Source organism: Streptacidiphilus monticola (assembly GCF_042658505.1).
Classification (GTDB): Bacteria; Actinomycetota; Actinomycetes; order Streptomycetales; family Streptomycetaceae; genus Streptacidiphilus; species Streptacidiphilus monticola.
In genome coordinates, this window is the sequence record NZ_JBHSQJ010000008.1 from 8,036 (window position 1) to 24,103 (window position 16,068).

13 protein-coding genes and 1 pseudogene are annotated in these 16,068 nt (G+C 74.8%); 8 read left to right on the forward strand and 6 right to left on the reverse strand.

Annotation, left to right across the window (positions count from 1 at the left end; all coding sequences use genetic code 11):
• Positions 1–950, reverse strand: a pseudogene (locus ACFP3V_RS02705) (hypothetical protein); the annotation flags it as partial.
• 145 nt (positions 951–1,095) lie between these two features.
• On the opposite strand from ACFP3V_RS02705, the gene ACFP3V_RS02710 reads away from it, so the two are divergent.
• The 6 genes from ACFP3V_RS02710 to ACFP3V_RS02735 all read left to right on the forward strand — a co-directional run bounded on the left by ACFP3V_RS02710 (position 1,096) and on the right by ACFP3V_RS02735 (position 7,472).
• Positions 1,096–2,613 carry a hypothetical protein gene (locus ACFP3V_RS02710; RefSeq protein ID WP_380579254.1) on the forward strand — a complete coding sequence of 506 codons (1,518 nt, stop codon included), beginning with the start codon at positions 1,096–1,098 and terminating at the stop codon, positions 2,611–2,613.
• Positions 2,614–3,221: 608 nt separating this feature from the next.
• Complete coding sequence (locus ACFP3V_RS02715; protein ID WP_465270089.1) at positions 3,222–5,405, forward strand: sensor histidine kinase; 2,184 nt, start codon at positions 3,222–3,224, stop codon at positions 5,403–5,405.
• 100 nt (positions 5,406–5,505) lie between these two features.
• Entirely contained in the window at positions 5,506–5,928 is a 423-nt protein-coding gene (locus tag ACFP3V_RS02720) for a roadblock/LC7 domain-containing protein (RefSeq protein ID WP_380579258.1), read from the forward strand.
• An 8-nt stretch (positions 5,929–5,936) separates the two neighbouring features.
• A complete protein-coding gene (locus ACFP3V_RS02725) occupies positions 5,937–6,314 on the forward strand; it encodes a DUF742 domain-containing protein (RefSeq protein ID WP_380579260.1) in 378 nt (125 codons plus the stop codon).
• Positions 6,315–6,330: 16 nt separating this feature from the next.
• Positions 6,331–6,873 (forward strand): GTP-binding protein, encoded by a 543-nt coding sequence (locus tag ACFP3V_RS02730; RefSeq protein ID WP_380579278.1) that lies wholly within the window; start codon positions 6,331–6,333, stop codon positions 6,871–6,873.
• Positions 6,874–6,881: 8 nt separating this feature from the next.
• A complete protein-coding gene (locus tag ACFP3V_RS02735; RefSeq protein ID WP_380579262.1) occupies positions 6,882–7,472 on the forward strand; it encodes a GAF domain-containing protein in 591 nt (196 codons plus the stop codon).
• Between the two features lie 120 nt (positions 7,473–7,592).
• Here ACFP3V_RS02735 and ACFP3V_RS02740 read toward each other — a convergent pair whose 3' ends face one another.
• Positions 7,593–8,801: an acyl-CoA dehydrogenase family protein gene (locus ACFP3V_RS02740; RefSeq protein WP_380579264.1), complete on the reverse strand. Its 1,209-nt coding sequence runs from the start codon at positions 8,799–8,801 to the stop codon at positions 7,593–7,595.
• A gap of 553 nt (positions 8,802–9,354) precedes the next feature.
• Between ACFP3V_RS02740 and ACFP3V_RS02745 the strand changes: the two genes are divergently transcribed.
• Positions 9,355–10,371 (forward strand): ADP-ribosylglycohydrolase family protein, encoded by a 1,017-nt coding sequence (locus ACFP3V_RS02745; RefSeq protein WP_380579266.1) that lies wholly within the window; start codon positions 9,355–9,357, stop codon positions 10,369–10,371.
• 57 nt (positions 10,372–10,428) lie between these two features.
• Positions 10,429–10,974, forward strand: coding sequence for a GNAT family N-acetyltransferase (locus tag ACFP3V_RS02750; protein ID WP_380579268.1), 546 nt, complete (start codon positions 10,429–10,431; stop codon positions 10,972–10,974).
• Positions 10,975–11,043: 69 nt separating this feature from the next.
• On the opposite strand, the gene ACFP3V_RS02755 is transcribed toward ACFP3V_RS02750, so the two are convergent.
• From ACFP3V_RS02755 to ACFP3V_RS02770, 4 genes are all read right to left on the reverse strand, one after another.
• Entirely contained in the window at positions 11,044–12,417 is a 1,374-nt protein-coding gene (locus tag ACFP3V_RS02755) for an NtaA/DmoA family FMN-dependent monooxygenase (RefSeq protein WP_380579270.1), read from the reverse strand.
• 22 nt (positions 12,418–12,439) lie between these two features.
• On the reverse strand, positions 12,440–13,621 hold the full coding sequence (locus ACFP3V_RS02760) for an LLM class flavin-dependent oxidoreductase (RefSeq protein WP_380579272.1): 1,182 nt from the start codon (positions 13,619–13,621) through the stop codon (positions 12,440–12,442).
• Between the two features lie 148 nt (positions 13,622–13,769).
• Positions 13,770–13,883 (reverse strand): putative leader peptide, encoded by a 114-nt coding sequence (locus tag ACFP3V_RS02765; RefSeq protein ID WP_380579274.1) that lies wholly within the window; start codon positions 13,881–13,883, stop codon positions 13,770–13,772.
• 33 nt (positions 13,884–13,916) lie between these two features.
• Positions 13,917–16,068, reverse strand: a 2,152-nt coding sequence (locus ACFP3V_RS02770; RefSeq protein ID WP_380579276.1) for a Pls/PosA family non-ribosomal peptide synthetase, incomplete at its 5' end; no start/stop codon positions are given.

The window sequence follows — 16,068 nt, forward strand, 5'->3', positions numbered from 1 at the left end:
GCCTCGCCGCGTTCCGCGGCGAGGCGGGCGGCTGCCGCGTGCCACGCGGCCGAGCGGCCCGCGCCCTGGCGTGCCGCGCCGAGCACGTCCGACGACGCGTCCAGCTCGCCGCAGGCGAGCAGGTGTTCGGCGAGCGAGACCAGGACCGCGCCGCCCAGTTCCCGGTCGCCGGCCTGGTGGGCCATGTTCAGCGCGAGCACGTGGTAGCGGCGGGTCAGGCCGTGGCGCGGAGTGTCCGCGGTGTGTCCCGCCACGGCGAGCACCGCCTCCCCCGCCGCGCGGAACAACTCCCGTCCCAGCGCCGTGCCGTAACGGCCTGTCAGCACCGGGGCGAGCGTGCTGAGCAGGTACTGCACGGCGGGACGCCGGGCCGCGCCGCCGCCCTGGCGGCGGGCGAGTTCGTCGAAGAGGCGGGCCTGCGCACGCAGGTTGACCAGATCGGCCTCGGTGACCTGGCGGCGGCCCCGGTTGCTGGGTGCGGGCGCGGGGTCGGAGACCAGCCAGCGCAGCACCGGCGTGCTCAGGGCCGCGGCCGGGATCTCCTGTTGGGTGGAGGGGGCATCGTCCAGGTCGGCCCGCCACAGGGCGCGGGCGCCGCCGGCGACCGCCGCCGGGGTCTCCACGAAGGCCGCGTAGCCGACCGGCGGTTCCTCGGCGCGGTCGGCCATGCCGATGTCCGCTGCCGTCACGATCCGGCCCAGCCGCTCGGCCAGCACCTCGGCGATCACCTCGGGCGGCACCGAGCGCGAGCTGTGCCCGTCGCACCAGCGCCGCACGTTGTTGTGGGTGCACCGGGCGGGCAGGCCGCGGCGGGCCAGTGCCTCGCGGACGGAGCGCGCCAGGGCGAGGCGGGAGAAGCCCGCCTCCTCGATGAGCAAGGAGAGTTGGACGTTGGGGCGCCGCGGTGTGGCGGCTGACCCTGGTCCGGTGCCGACGGTCGCCTTGATCACCCGCCCGACTCTATCGCTCACCTGCGCGGGGTTCGAAACGCGCATCGGGGGAGATCGGGGGAGCAACTGTGTGCGTACCAGTGGCGAAGTGTGCCCCCTGTGTGCACTGGCTCCGGAACGTCCGGTTCTGCTTCCGTTTTTGCACATGTCGGTCGAGACCAGAAGCCGTCCGGGCGAGCCGGGCGAACAGCCCACGCTGCTGCGGGTCCTGTTGCAGCGTCAGGGCTGGGACACCTGGAGCCGCTTCGAGCTGCACTTCGACCAGGCCGCCCGGCGCGCCGCGCGCGAGCTGGGCAACCCCCGGCTCGGCACGGTGACCGCCTCGCGGGTGACCTTCAAGCGCTGGCTGGCCGGGGAGCAGGCCCCACGCGGCGACACGGCGACCGTGCTGGAGCATCTGCTCGGCGTGGACGTACAGGCGCTGCTCGCCCCCGCCCCCACGCGCGAGATCGTCCCCGCGCGCCCGCCGCACCCGGCGTCGCCCGCTGTGGCGCGCGCGCTCGACGCCGGATGGAGCAGCTCGTCGCTCAACCCCGTGGCGTCCGGTCCCGGCCTCGGCGGGGTCTGGCAGCTGCACGGCCGCACGCTGTTCGACGGGACCTTCGTCCCGGTCCAGCTGTACGAGGCCGCGTCCCAGGACGATGTCGTGCTGATCGGCCCCGAGGACCACCCCCACCTGCGCGCCTTCGTCCAGCCCACGCGGCGGGCGCTGCTGCTGGCGTCCCTCGCGGGGGCGGGCAACGACGAACTCTTCGTTCTCGACGCCGCCCACGGACGCCGCCACCTGGCCGTCGACCCGGTCGAGACGCTGCCGGTCCCGCTGGCCTACCGGCTCGACGACCTCAGCTACGCGCTGCTCTGGGCGGTGCTCAACGTGGACGACGCCCTCGGCGCCGACGACCACGAACTCGCGGCTGAGGAAGCCCGGTTGGTCCACCATCTGGACCACCCGCGGTCCGCGGTCGCCCGTGCGGCCGTGCCCGAGCTGTCCAACGTCGGTGCGGCCTGGCTGGGTTCGCGGTTCTGCGGCCTGCACACCGCCCGCCGCCTCGGGGCGCAGCCGCTCGACGAGGTGCAGGCCTGGAGTCGCATCCGCAGCGGCGAGGAGGCCGCCGCCTGGCTGCTGTTCCGCGGTGAGCAGGAGCGGATCGACCGCGCCGAGCGCCCGTCCGGGACGGCCGTCGCGCTCTGCCTCCCCGAGGCCCAGGTCAAGGAGAGCGAGCGCTACGAGCGGCTGCTGGTGCTGCTCGCGGCCGCCCGGATGGAGTCCGCGGGCGTCACCGTGCGGGTCTGCACGGAGCAGGAGTACGCACAGATGGACGAGTTCCTGCTGCTGCCCGGCCGCCGCGCCGTCGTGGCCAACTGGCTGCGCGCCGAGGGGGTCTGGCACGCCGACACGGTGGACTCCCGCCCGCAGCTGCGCGTCTACGCGCAGGCCGTGCAGCACGCCCGGGCAGCGGGCGTGGTCCGCGGCGCGGACCCGGCGCGCCGGTTGCGGGCCCTGGCCGGCTACCTGGACCTGGACTGGGCCTGGCTCACCGGCCGCTGCCGGGAGTTCGCGGGCTACGGACTGGCCGGAATGCTGCGCCCCCGCTCCCGTCTGGTCGACCTCGCCGGCGTCGACCGCGCCCTGCGCCACCTCGGCGCGATGAGCGGACTGTGACATGCCGTCAGCGGACAAACGATCGCCGAACGATCACATCGGCGGTGGCAACGATCGCTCCGCCCGGACAGGGTGGGATTGGCCTGATGTGCACATGATGCCGGTTGTGAAGCCTGTTGTACCCGCCCGTTGCAAGGACGTTGATGACTGACCTGCCCTCCGAGCGCACACGGCTGCTCCGCCTCACCGTCGCGCCCGCGGCCCTCGTCGCCGTCCTCGGCGGTGCCGCGCTCGCGATCCAGTACCTCACCGCCTCCGCTCCGTCCGCCGGCAGGACGACCGACGGGTCGTCACCTGCGGTCGGCCTGACGGTCATCGGCGCCTTCGCCGTGCTGACGGTCCTCGTGCTGGCCCTGGCCGCGCGCCGGGCCCGGCGCGCGGAACGTGAGGCACGCCGGCGGGAGGAAACGCGCGAGGCGCTGGTCCGCGACTGGGTGGCCCACTACTCCGCCGCCGTCGCGGCGGCCCGCGGCGAGCTGCGCGAGATGCTGCAGCAGGTGCTGCACGGCGGCCGGCCCGAACAGCCCGCCGCACCGGCCCCGGTGACGCCGGGTGACGCCTACGCCGCCCTCGACCAGGAGCTGCGGCTGCTGCACCACGAGGCCGCGATGGCCGTGCTGCACGCCTCGGCGCACCAGCAGGTCGAGGTGTTCGTCAACATCGCGCGGCGGCTGCAGTCCCTGGTCACCCGCTCGCTGCAGGAACTCGACGCGCTGGAGGGCGAGGTCGAGGACCCCGAGCTGCTCGGCGGCCTGCTCCGGGTGGACCACCTGGGCACCCGGCTGCGGCGCCACGTCGAGTCCCTGGCCGTGCTGGGCGGGGCGACCCCGCGCCGGATCGGCCGTCCGGTCGCCGTCTACACCGTGCTGCGGCAGGCGCTGTCGGAGATCGAGCAGTACGCCCGCGTCAAGATCCTCCGCCCGGTGGAGGGGACGCTCAAGGGCCACGTGGTGACCGACGTGATCCACTTGGTGGCCGAGCTCATCGAGAACGCCACGAACTTCTCCCGCCCGGAGACCCAGGTCCACGTGCGGGCCCAACTGGTCGCCGCGGGCCTCGCCATCGAGATCGACGACCGCGGCCTGGGCATCCCGCTGGAGGAGCGGGACCGGCTGGAGCGCCTGCTCACCCGCCCCGACCTGGTGGACCTGGGCGAGCAGCTGAAGGACGGCCGCATCGGCCTCTTCGTCGTCGCCCGACTGGCCCAGCGGCACGGCATCGCGGTGCGGGCGCAGTCCAACATCTACGGCGGCACGCAGGCCGTGGTGGTGATCCCGCTGGCCCTGCTGGAGACCGAGCCCGCGGCGCCGCCGGCGGCGGCGCCCCGTCAGGCCCCGGTCCGGACGGACGAGTTGCCCCGGCGTCAGGCCGCGCCGGCCGCTGCCGCGGTCGGCGCGGGCCGCTCCGCTGCGGGGACGTGGCGCGGCGAGGAGTCCGGCACGGCCGACTGGACCGGCGCGACAGCCGCTCCGCTCCCGGGGACGACGGGTGACTCCGGCGCCGACGCGCCCGTGATCGACTGGACCGGCTCGACCGCCTGGCGGGAGCCGAACTCCCAGGACGCCCGAACGGCCCACGGCGGGGGCGACTCCGCTTGGGCGAACGCCGGACAGGCCGCCGGAGCCTGGTCCGCGCAGCGGGGTGTCGGCTCCGCCGGGGCGGTGGGTGCGGTGCCGGATCCGGGTGCGGCTGACGCCGCGTCGGGCGGCCGGTCCTGGCCTCCGGCCCAGCAGCGGGGTGTCGGCTCCGCCGGGGCGGTGGGTGCGGTGCCGGATCCGGGTGCGGCTGACGCCGCGTCGGGCGGCCGGTCCTGGCCTCCGGCCCAGCAGCAGTGGACGGGCCAGGCGGCTCTCGAAGGCGGTGCGCAGGCCGGCGGTTGGCCCGCAACCCAGGGGCCGGACGCCAGTTGGTCCGGCAGCCCCGTCGTCGGCGCCCCGGGCGCCGGGACGCAGGCGGCAGGCGCCGAGCCCCACCACGTCGCGGGCACNAGTGGACGGGCCAGGCGGCTCTCGAAGGCGGTGCGCAGGCCGGCGGTTGGCCCGCAACCCAGGGGCCGGACGCCAGTTGGTCCGGCAGCCCCGTCGTCGGCGCCCCGGGCGCCGGGACGCAGGCGGCAGGCGCCGAGCCCCACCACGTCGCGGGCACAGCTTGGGCGGGGAGCACGGACAACGGCAGCGGAGCCGCCACGGCGGCGGTTCCCGGACCTGATGGGCGCAACGGCGCAGGCGTGGGCGGCAGTTGGTCTGGCTCTCCCACGGGCGGCCACCGACCCGCGCAGGCGACGGCCGGGGGCGCCGAGGGGCACCCAGCCCCAGGAGCGGGCAACGGTTGGTCCGGGGCCTCCGTCAGTGGCGGTTCGGCCGCCTACGGCGTGGCCAACGCCGCCGGAGCGGGCGGCAGCTGGTCCGCGCGAACGGGGGACGGCCGTCCGGCCGCAGGGTCGGAGCGTCAGAACGCCGCCGGTCACGCCGATCCCGCCGGTGCCGGGCGGCCCGGGGAGTCGGCCGGAGGGCCGGAGCAGGCGCGGGAGGCGCTGCCGGTGCGACCGAGGCCCGGTGTCGCCGCCGCGCCTGAGGAGGCGTCCGTCCCGCAGGCGTGGAACGCGCCGGTCGCGGGCGGGGGCTGGACGCCCGGCGGAGCCATGGAGCACGGGGGCTCCGGCACCGCGCCCGCGCCGGGCGCGGGCGAGCGGCCGCCGCTGCCCCGGCGCACCGGCAGCTACCTGGTTCCCGAACTGCGCGACCGGATCTCCCAGCCCGGCTCGGCCAGGCCCGGACCCACGCCCGACCTGATGGCCCGCTTCTCGCTCGGCCAGCAGCGTGCCGAGGACCCGGACCAGTGAGCCGCGAGTCCCACCAGAGTTCAACCCCCGTACCGTCCAAGGAGATTGACTTGACCACCGCCACGTCCCCGTCCGCGGGCCAGTCGGCCGACCTCGACTGGCTCCTGGAGCAGTTCGTGAAGCGGGTCCCGCACGCGCGCAGCGCCGTCGTCGCCTCGACCGACGGTGTGCGCAAGCACACGCACGGTCTGGGCGTCGACGACAGCGACCGCCTCAGCGCCATCGCCACCGGACTGTTCTCCCTCGGCAAGGGCATCGGCCACCTGCACGGCCAGGCCGGCGGCGAGGTCCGGCAGGTCGTCGTCGAGCACGACGGCGCGCTGCTGTTCGTCTCGGCCGCCGGCGCGGGCGCGGTCCTCGCCGTGCTGGCCTCCGGCGAGGCCGACCCGGCCCTGATCGGCTACGAGATGGCCCAGTTGGTGAAGAGCGTCTCCGGCTACCTGTCCACCCCGCCGCGCGGGGCCGGACTCTGAGGCCTCCGATGAGCCCGGAGGACTACCCCGGCGACGACCCCTGGGTCGACGACGAGCTGCCCAAGCTGCGCCCGTACGTCGTCACCGGGGGCCGCACCCAACCCAGCCGCAGGTTAGAGCTGGCCTCGATGCTGCGGGCCGGTCGGGCCGGCAGCCCGCACGGCCTGGACGCGGAGCACGCGCAGGCCGTCGACCTGTGCCGGGTGTTCCCGCGCTCGGTGGCCGAACTGGCCGGCACCCTGCGCCAGCCCGCGCAGATCACCAAGGTGCTGCTGTCCGACCTGCTGGACACCGGGGCGCTGGTACTGGCGTCCCCGGCGAAGGCGGCCGACCCCAAGGACCCACGACTTCTGGAGCAGATCATTGCCGGCCTTCGCGAGCTCTGACGACGACCTCACCGCGATGAAGATCGTGATCGCGGGCGGCTTCGGCGTCGGCAAGACCACCATGGTCGGTGCGGTCAGCGAGATCGAGCCGCTGACCACCGACGAGACGCTGACCACGGCCAGCCTCGGCACGGACCGGCTGGAGGGCGTCTCGGGCAAGACCACGACCACCGTCAGCATGGACTTCGGGCGGATCACCCTGGCCTCCCGGAAGATCGTGCTGCTGCTGTTCGGCACGCCCGGGCAGGAGCGGTTCTGGTTCATGTGGGACGACCTGGCGCTGGGTGCGATCGGCGCGGTGGTCCTCGCCGACACCCGGCGGCTGCTCGACTGCTTCGCCGCGGTCGAGTACTTCGAACTGCGCGGCATCCCCTTCGTCGTCGCGGTCAACGAGTTCGACGGCGCGTACAGCTACAGCCCGGAGGAGGTCCGCGACGCCCTGGAGCTCAAGCCGGACGTGCCGGTGCTGCTGTGCGACGCCAGGGACACGGTGTCCGGGCGCCAGGTGCTGCTGACCCTGCTGGAGTACGCCTACCGGCTCTCCCTTTCTGGAGTGTGAGGAATCCGATGAGTACCTTCGACCCGGAGACGGGTCGGCACCTGCTGGCCCCCGAGGACGCGGAACTGCCGCGGCGGCAGCAGCGCCTGGCCGAGCTGGGGCTCGGCGACGGCGTGCCGATCGCGGAGTTCGACGCCTTCGCGGCGGAACTCGCCGAGAAGGCGGCGGAGTTGACGGGCAGTTCGAGCACGCCCTACGCGATGGTCAATCTGATCACCGACCACCAGTACTTCGCCGGGCTGCACGTGCCGCAGCCCGCCTCCCCGGGCGCGGACGCCGCCCAGCCCGAGGTGGGGCGGGTGATGGACCGTCAGCACGGCTACTGCCCCCACGTGCTGGACCGGCGCAAGGCCCTGGTGCTGGACGACGTGTGCGCGTACCCGCGCTTCGCGTCGAACGAGGTGGTGGACCTGATCGGCATCCGCACCTATCTGGGCGCCCCGCTCATCGACGAGGAGACGGGGACGACACTGGGCACCATCTGCATCGTTGACACCGAGCCCCGCCCCTGGGGCCGCGAGGGGCTGGAGTTCATCCGCGACTACCGCGACCGGCTGATGGACGAGATCCGCAAGCGGCAGGCCCCGCAGCAGCCCTGAGCGGCAGTCGGCGCGACGGCCCACCGCACCCCTGAGGGTGCGGTGGGCCGTCGCGTTTCCCGCCGGCCCGCCGCCCGCCGTCGCGCGTCAGTCGCGGAGCTGCTCCGCCGTCTCCTGGCCCTACGCCGGCATCCGGACCTTGTCCGACAGCCGCTCGCTCCACTGGCCGCGGTTGCGGCCCAGGGCGAACTCGGCCAGCCGCAGCCGCTGGACGTCGCTGGTGCCGGCCGGGGCGAAGATGTGGAAGGCGTCGCGCACGTAGCGCTCCACCGGTCGGTCCGGGAAGAGCCCGCAGGCGCCGTGGATCTCCATGGCCTGGCGGGCCGAGTCCAGGGCGTACTCGACGTTGACGAGCTTGGCGTTCTGCAGCTCCGCGTCGCAGGGCAGCCCGCGGTCCAGCAGGTGGGTGGCGTGGTACAGGGCGAGGCGGGCCGTCATCAGCCGGCTCTGCATCGCGCCCAGCTTCTGCTGGACCGCGCCCAGTTCGGCCAGCGGCGCGCCGTAGAGATGGCGCTTGGCGACGAACTCCGCGGTGTCCTCGACCAGGGCCTGGTGGATGCCGAGGGCCACCGCGCCGAGATTCGCGCGGCCGTACAGGATGCTGGAGGAGTAGGCCACCGCCAGGCCGTCACCCTCCTTGCCCAGCAGGTTGGTTGCGGGGATCCGGCAGTTCTCGAAGATCAGCTCGCCGAAGCTGAAGCCGTGCAGGCCCATCGACGGGCGGTGCGCGCCCAGGCGGAAGCCCGGCCTGTCGGCCTCGACGAGGAAGGCGGACAGGCCCGAGGAGCCCTCGCCGGTGCGCACCACCACGCCGTGCAGGTCGCCGACGTGGCTGTTGCCGACGAACACCTTGCTGCCGTTGAGCACGTACTCGTCGCCCTCGCGGCGGGCGCTCGCCTGCATGGCCAGGACATGGCCGCCGGAGTCGGGCTCGGTGACGGCGATGGTCGGCAGGCAGTCGCCGGAGGCGATCCGGGGCAGCCAGCGGGACTTCTGCTCCTCGCTGCCGAAGTGCAGGATCTTGGCCACGCCGAGCTGGGAGGCCTGCGCCATCGCGCCCATCGCCCCGCTGACCCGGGACAGCTCCTCGATGACGACGGTCTTGCCCACGTGTCCCAGCGCCATGCCGCCGTACTCGCGCCCGACGGTCACCGCGATCCAGCCCTGACGGGCGATCAGCCGCGACAGTTCGTACTGGACCCCGCGGTCCGCTTCCATGTCCGGGATCAGAGGCCGCACTTGGTGCTCCGCGAAGCGGCGCACCTCGTCACGCAGTCTCTCCTGCGCGGGCCCGGTGAAGTAGGCACCGACATCCACCCGGGTCTCCATGGGCAGCCCCTTCCAGCGACTTCGACTCAGTACGGCCGCGCGGCCCACTCCGTCGTGGCCTGCGCGCCCCACCCCCGTCGGCCTCTACCGTGACGACAAATCGCTTTCGTTGCAGCAGCGGGCCTGTTCGTTCCTGCATCGTTTTGACCGCCACCGATCGTTTCCAGCCGCGCTGTGCTGTCCGGTACTGATCGCTCCCGATGCACCGCACCCGAAGGAACGATCACCCAACGACCCCGAGGCGTGCTGGCGCCGACCGCCTCCCACGGAAATCCTCGGCGGACCCGGCCGCCGACCAGGCATCCTTGTGCCGCACTCGTCCTCGGCGGCGCCACCGGCCTCGGCACGGGGGAGCCTCGACCCGCGAGCGGGACCCGGCGCAGCGTCAGTTGGCGGTCCGGGCCGGGTCGTCGGCGCAAGCCGACCCGGGCGGGGCGGGCGCTGGTCCTCGGTTGCGGGAGACTGGACGACGGATACCGAAGGGAATGGGGGCAGCGGGGTGGGCGAGCCGGTGGTGCGGGTCGGGGACGAGGGGCCAGGGAGGACGCGGGGCGTGGCGACCGCGGCCAGTGGGGCGCTGATCGGGTCCGCACTCGGGGACGCGATGGGGTTTCCGACCGAGTTCCAGAGCAGCGCGCAGATCGACCACCGTTTCGGGCCGTGGCGGGAGCTGCCGCTGCCGGTGGTGGACGGGGTCGCGTACATCACCGATGACACGCAGATGGCCCTGGCCGTCGGCTTCGCCGTGCGGGACGCGCTCGACGCCCACGGGACGCTCGGCCCGGGCGGGTTGGAGCCGCTGCTGCGGGAGCGGTTCGTCGAGTGGTGGCGGTCGCCGGAGAACAACCGCGCGCCGGGCATGACCTGTCTGCGCGCCTGCGAGGGGCTGAGCCAGGTCGCCGCCTGGCAGGACGCCACGGTCATGGGTTCGAAGGGCTGCGGGGCGAACATGCGGGTGCACCCGCTCGGCCTGGTCCCCGGCCTGACGGCCGATCAGCAGGCGGGCGCCGCCCAGCTGCAGGCCGCGCTGACGCACGGCCACCCCACCGGGCTGGCCGCGAGCGACTTGACCGCGCAGGCGGTGCGGTTGCTCGCCGCCGGCACCGGGCCCGCAGAGCTGGTCGGCGAGCTGCGGGCCTACGCCGAGGCCAACTCGGCCCGCTACCACGCCCACTGGCTCGGGGACCTGGCGGACCGCACGCAGGACCCGGACCCCGTCTCGTTCAGCCGGCGCGGCTGGGCGGAGACCCTGGCCGCACTCGCCCGGCTGGAGGCGGCGCTCGCCGCCCCCGACCTGGACGCCGACCCCTGCCTGGCCACCGGGGACGGGTGGATCGCGGAGGAGGCCCTGGCCACCGGCCTGTACTGCTTCCTGCTGCTGCCGGACGACCCGGTCGCCGCCGTGCGCCGGGCGGCGCACTCGTCCGGCGACTCCGACTCCATCGCGGCCCTCACCGGCGCCTTCGCCGGAGCGCGGCACGGCCTGGCCGCCTGGCCGCAGGACTGGGTCGCGGCCGTCGAGCACCGGGACCAGCTCCTGGCACTCGGCGCCCGCTGGGACGCGGGCTGAGGCGCGCAGGAGGGTGGCCGGCCACCGGGGCCGCGGGCGGTGCCTATGATCGGGCGCATGGCTGAACTGCGCACCGAACGACTGCTCCTGCGCCAGTGGGAGGACCGCGACCTCGATCCCTGGGCGGCGATGAACGCCCGTGAGGAGGTGCGCCGCTACCTCGGGCCGGTCCTGACGCGGGATCAGGCCGCCGCGTCCGTCGCCCGGTTCCGCGCCGCGCTCGACGAGCGCGGCTGGGGCTGGTGGGCGGTGGAGGTCCGCGAGACGGGCCGGTTCATCGGTTTCACCGGGATGGACCCGGTGGACGACGACGTCCCGCACCTGGCCGGCGGCGTCGAGATCGGCTGGCGGCTCGCCCCCGACGCCTGGGGGCACGGGTATGCGACCGAGGGGGCTCGGGCGGTGGTCGGCTTCGCCTTCGAGACCTTGGGCCTGCCCGAAGTCCTGGCCATCACCGCCGAGGGGAACACCGCCTCGCAGGCGGTGATGCGCCGGCTCGGCATGACGGAGGACCCCGGTGCGGCCTTCGCGGACGAGTCCGCGCCGCCGGACAGCCCCTACCGCCGCCAGGTCGTCTACCGCCTGGAGCGGGCGGCGTCGTAGCCCGGCCCGGCGCAGCCGCGGGCGCGCCCCGGCGGGTGGGCCGGGGCGCCCGTGCGGGTGGGGCGGAGGTCAGGAGGCGCGGGCCGACGCGTCCCGGGCGGGCAGGGGGTCCAGGCCGAGGTGGTCGCGGAGGGTCGTGCCCTCGTAGTCCGCGCGGAAGACGCCGCGCTCCTGGAGCAGCGGAACCACCGTGTCGGCGAAGACGTCCAGTCCGCCGGGGGTGATGTGGGGGACCAGGATGAACCCGTCGCTGGCGTCCGCCTGTACCAGGTCGTTGATCTGCGTGGCCACCGACTCGGCCGTGCCGACGAAGGTCTGACGGGCCGTCCGGGCGATCACCAGCTCGCGGATGGACAGCTTCTCGGCCTCCGCCTGCTCGCGCCACTCCCGGGCCACCGCGAGCGGGTCGCGGAAGCGGCGGTCGCTGGCGCGGCCCTGGGAGATGCGCTCCTCGCTCACCAGCGGGTCGACCTCCGGCAGCGGGCCGTCCGGATCGTAGCCGGACAGGTCCCGGTTCCACAGCTGCTCCAGGAACCGGATCGCGGTGGCGCCGCTGACCTGTTGCCGCCGTACCTCCCGGGCCCGCTCCCGGGCGTCCGCGTCGGTGTCGCCGAGCACGAAGGTCGCGGCCGGGAGGACCAGCAGTTGGTCGCGGCGGCGGCCGTAGCGCTCCAGCCGGCCCTTGACGTCGGCGTAGAAGGCACGGCCCGCCTCCAGGGTGCTGTGGCCGGTGAAGATGGCGTCGGCACTGGAGGCGGCGAACTCGCGGCCCTCGTCGGAGTCCCCGGCCTGGAAGATCACCGGACGGCCCTGGGGGCTGCGCGGCACGTTGAACTGCCCGTGGATGTCGAAGTGCTGGTCGCGGTGGCGGAACGCCCCGGCCCGGGCGTCGCGCAGGAACCGGCCGGCGGCTTGGTCGGCGAGGATCTCGCCGCCGTCCCAGGAGTCGAAGAGGACCTGGGCCGCCGTCAGGAAGTTCTTCGCCCGCGCGTAGCGCTCCTCGGCCGGGAGGAATCCGCCGCGGCGGAAGTTCTCCCCGGTGAAGGCGTCCCAGGAGGTGACCACGTTCCAGGCGGCGCGGCCGTCGGAGAGGTGGTCGAGGGAGGCGAACTGCCGGGCCACCTCGTAGGGCTCGTTGAAGGTGGAGTTGATGGTGCCGGTCAGGCCCAGCCGTTCGGTGACCGCCGCCAGCGCGGCGAGCACGGTGAAGGTGTCGGGGCGGCCGACGACGTCCAAGTCGTAGATCTTGCCGCCCTGTTCGCGCAGGCGCAGGCCCTCGGCCAGGAACAGGAAGTCGAACTTGGCCCGCTCGGCGGTGCGGGCGAAGTGGGCGAAGGAGGAGAAGTCGATGTGGCTGCCGGCCGCCGGGTCGCTCCATACCGTGGTGTTGTTGACGCCGGGGAAGTGGGCCGCCAGGTGGATCTGCTTCAGGGGCTTGCTCATCGGTGGGATCCTCTCCGGACGTTCAGGCGGCGGCGTAGCGGTTGGCGGGGCGCGGCAGGCCGAGCAGCCCGCGCAGGGTGTCGGCCTCGTAGCCGGTGCGGAAGGCGCCGCGCGCCTGCAGTTCGGGCACCAGGCCGCGGGTGACGGCGGGCAGGTCGTGGCCGAGCACGGCCGGACGCAACCGGAAGCCGGTCAGCCCGGCGGCGGCCAACTCCTGCAGCCGGTCCGCCAGTTGCGCAGGCGTCCCGGTGAACACCTCGGCGTCGGAGGTGAGTGCGCCGCCGTCCAGGTCGTCCAGACGGGACAGCCGGTCGCGTGCGGCCCGCTCGGTCTCGTCGAGCAGCACCACCAGGTCGCCGAAGACGTGCAGCGTTTCGCCCCCGCGTCCGGCCCGCTCCTGGGCCTCGCGGATCTCGGCGACGATGCCGGGGACCTGCTCGGGGCCGTGCGGGGTGGTGAAGCGGACGTCGGCCGAGCGGCCGACCAGGCCGTAGGGGACGGTGGCGTGGGCGAGCGCGGCGACCACCGGCTGGCCCTGCGGCGGGCGCGGGGTGATCGAGGGGCCGCGCACCGAGAAGAAGCGGCCCTCGAAGTCGATGTAGTGCAGCTTCTCCCGGTCGATGAAACGGCCGGTGGCGGCGTCGCGGATCTCCGCGTCGTCCTCCCAGCTGTCCCAGAGCCGCCGCACCGCCTCCACCCAGTCCGCCGCCTCGTCGAACAGCTCGTGCAGCAAGGTGTCGAAGTCCGTGGGCAGTTGACGGCGGCCGAAGTGCGCGGCCTCGTTGCGGCGGCCGCTCACCTGCACCCGCACCCCGGCGCGGCCGGTCGAGACGTAGTCCAGGGTGGCGATCGACTTGGAGACGTGGAAGGGCTCGGTGTGGGTCGCCACGACGGTCGGTACGACGCCGATGTGGCGAGTCAGCGGGGCGACCCGGGCCGCGATCAGCGCGGCGTCGAGGCGGCCGCGCACCTGGTCGGTGCGATCGTCCGGCTCGAAGCGGTCGGCGGACTGGAGGCCGAGGCCGTCCTCCAGGGTGACGAAGTCCAGCAGGCCGCGCTCGGCCTCCTGGACGAGGCCGGCCCAGTAGCCGGCCCGGAACAGGTCGGCGGGACGGGCCTCCGGCTCCCGCCAGGAGGCGGGGTGCCAGCCGGTGCCGTCCAGGGCGACGGCAAGATGCAGGGGGCGCAGGGGAGTTGCGGGCATGGCAGGAACTGCCTTCCTCAGGGGGGTGGTCGCCGGGAATGCGGCTGTCGGCAGGGAAGCGCGCGGACCCGGCCACCGTGGGCGGGTGGCCGGGCCGAACCGGTGGAGGCGCCTGAACGGGCGTCAGGCGGCGGGCGTCACAGGTGCGTCAGGCGGTGACGGGAGCGCCGCAACAGAGGGCGGCGGCGACGCGCTGCAGGTCGATGTGCGCGCGGGAGACCAGGAGGACGGCGCGGCGGCGGGACTCGCCCGGCTGCTGCATCCTCAACACCTCCTGGTAGGTCTGCCGTGGACGTTACGCGAGGCCCCCGTCCGCTGGCAACACCGGGTTGCCCGCCCAGGAGGAGCCGGCGGGCAGTTCCTCCCCGCCCATGACCAGCGACGAGGAGGCGACCACGGCACCGGCGCCGACCCGTGAGCCGGGCAGCGCGATCGCGTGCGGGCCCAGCGTCGCGCCCGCCTCCAGCCGCACCGTGTCCAGCCGCATCAGCCGGTCGTGGAACAGGTGCGTCTGCAGCACCGTGCCCCGGTTGACGCTCGCGCGGGCGCCGATGGTGACGAGGTCGGGCTCCGGCAGCCAGTGCGTCTCCAGCCAGGCACCCCGGCCGATGCGCGCACCCAGCGAGCGCAGCCACCAGACGAGCATCGGGGTGCCCAGCAGTGCCGAGCCCAGCCACGGCATGGCCAGCGTCTCCAGGAAGCAGTCGAACAGCTCGTTGCGCCAGACGAACGGCGACCACAGCGGGTGCTCCCCGGCCCGGAAGCGGCCCATCAGCAGCCACTTGGCGGCCGTGGTCAGCGCCAGGGCGACGATGCCCAGCGCGGTCGCGACCACCGCGGCCGCCACCAGCGAGAGCGGCCACGAGTCGCGGTCCACCGTGAACTGCAGGGCGCCCAGGGCGAGATCGCCCAGCCAGGCGGAGGCCACCACCGGCAGCAGCCGGCACAGCTCCACCGCCGCGCGGGCGAGGACGAGACGCCGCGGCGGGTCGAAGGTGCGGGCCGGGTCGAGCTGCGCGGCCACGCGCGGCAGTGCCATCGGCGGGCGGCCGAGCCACGACGTACCCGGTCCGGCCCAGGCGGGAGCGTCCGAGAGCACGCCGACCAGGGCGCCGTCCGGCAGTTCGCGACCGGGGCCGACGATGCCGGAGTTGCCGACGAAGGCCCGCGTGCCGACCCTGCTGTGGCCCAGGCGCAGCCAACCGCCGCGCAGTTCGAAGGGTGCGACCAGGGTGTCGTCGGCCAGGAAGGCCCCGTCGTCCACCCGCAGCAGCGAGGGCATCCCGGAGACCGTCGACAGCTCGGCGCTGCGGCCCACCCGCGCGCCCAGCAGCCGCAGCCACGTCGGCGTCAACAGGCTGGCGTAGAACGGGAAGAGGGAGCCGCGCGAGCCTGCCACCAGTTGGTGGACCAGCCAGACGCACCATCCGGTGCGGCCGTGGGCCGGATGGAACCCCGGCGTGATCCCCCGACTGCACCAGCGGACCAGAAGGGCCACCAGCGCCGCGTAGCAGACGGTCGTCAGCACCGCCAACGGCGGTGTCAGCACGAGCAGTTGGCCGACTATCCGGCCCAGTCCCGGGTGCCGGTCCAGATCCAGCACCGCCCAGAGCGCCCCGAGCGCGGGGGCCGCCGCGAGCCACGGCAGCAGCCCGAGGCACAGCAGTGACACGCCGTAGGCGGCGTCCCAGCGCCGCGACCGCCGGTGGACGGGGGCGGGCCAGGCCTGCGCCTGCTCCGGCTCCATCGGACGCGCCGGCGAGCCGTGCCACTCCGCGCCGGCCGGGACGGCGCCCGCCACGCAGGCGCCGGGGGCGACGACCGCGCCCGCGCCCACCACGGCGCCCGGCAGCAGCGTCGACCGGGCCCCGATCCGCGCCCCGGCGCCGATGTCCACCGCGCCCAGCCGCAGCTGGTCCCCGTCCAGCCACCAGCCGGCCAGGTCCGCCTCCGGCTCCACCGCGCAGCCCGCGCCGAACCGGGCCAGGCCGGTCACAGGCGGCAGCGCGTGCAGGTCCACGTCCCGGCCGACCCGGCAGCCGAGCAGGCGGGCGTAGTGCCGCCCCCACGGCGTGCCCAGCAGCCCCGCCAGGTTGAACTGCGCGACCGCCCGCTCCGCCGCCCACAGCCGCAGGTGCGCCGCCCCGCCGCGCGGGTACGTCCCCGGCCGCAGTCCCGCGGTGAGCCCGCGCGCGAGCAGCCCGCACAGCAGCGCCCGCCCCGCCGCGCTGCCCAGCAGCAGCCAGCCGCAGGCCAGCAGCCACCAGGGCGTGTGCGGCACCCACGGCAGTTGACGACCCACCAGGTCGTCCAGCACGCCCAGACCCAGCAGCCAGCGGGCGCCGCCGACCAGCGACAGCGCCCCGAGGACCAGCGCCTGCACCGCGCCCGCGCGGCGCGGGGTGCGCCGGGGCAGCGGCCGGGCCGCCCGCGCCGGGGCGGCCGGC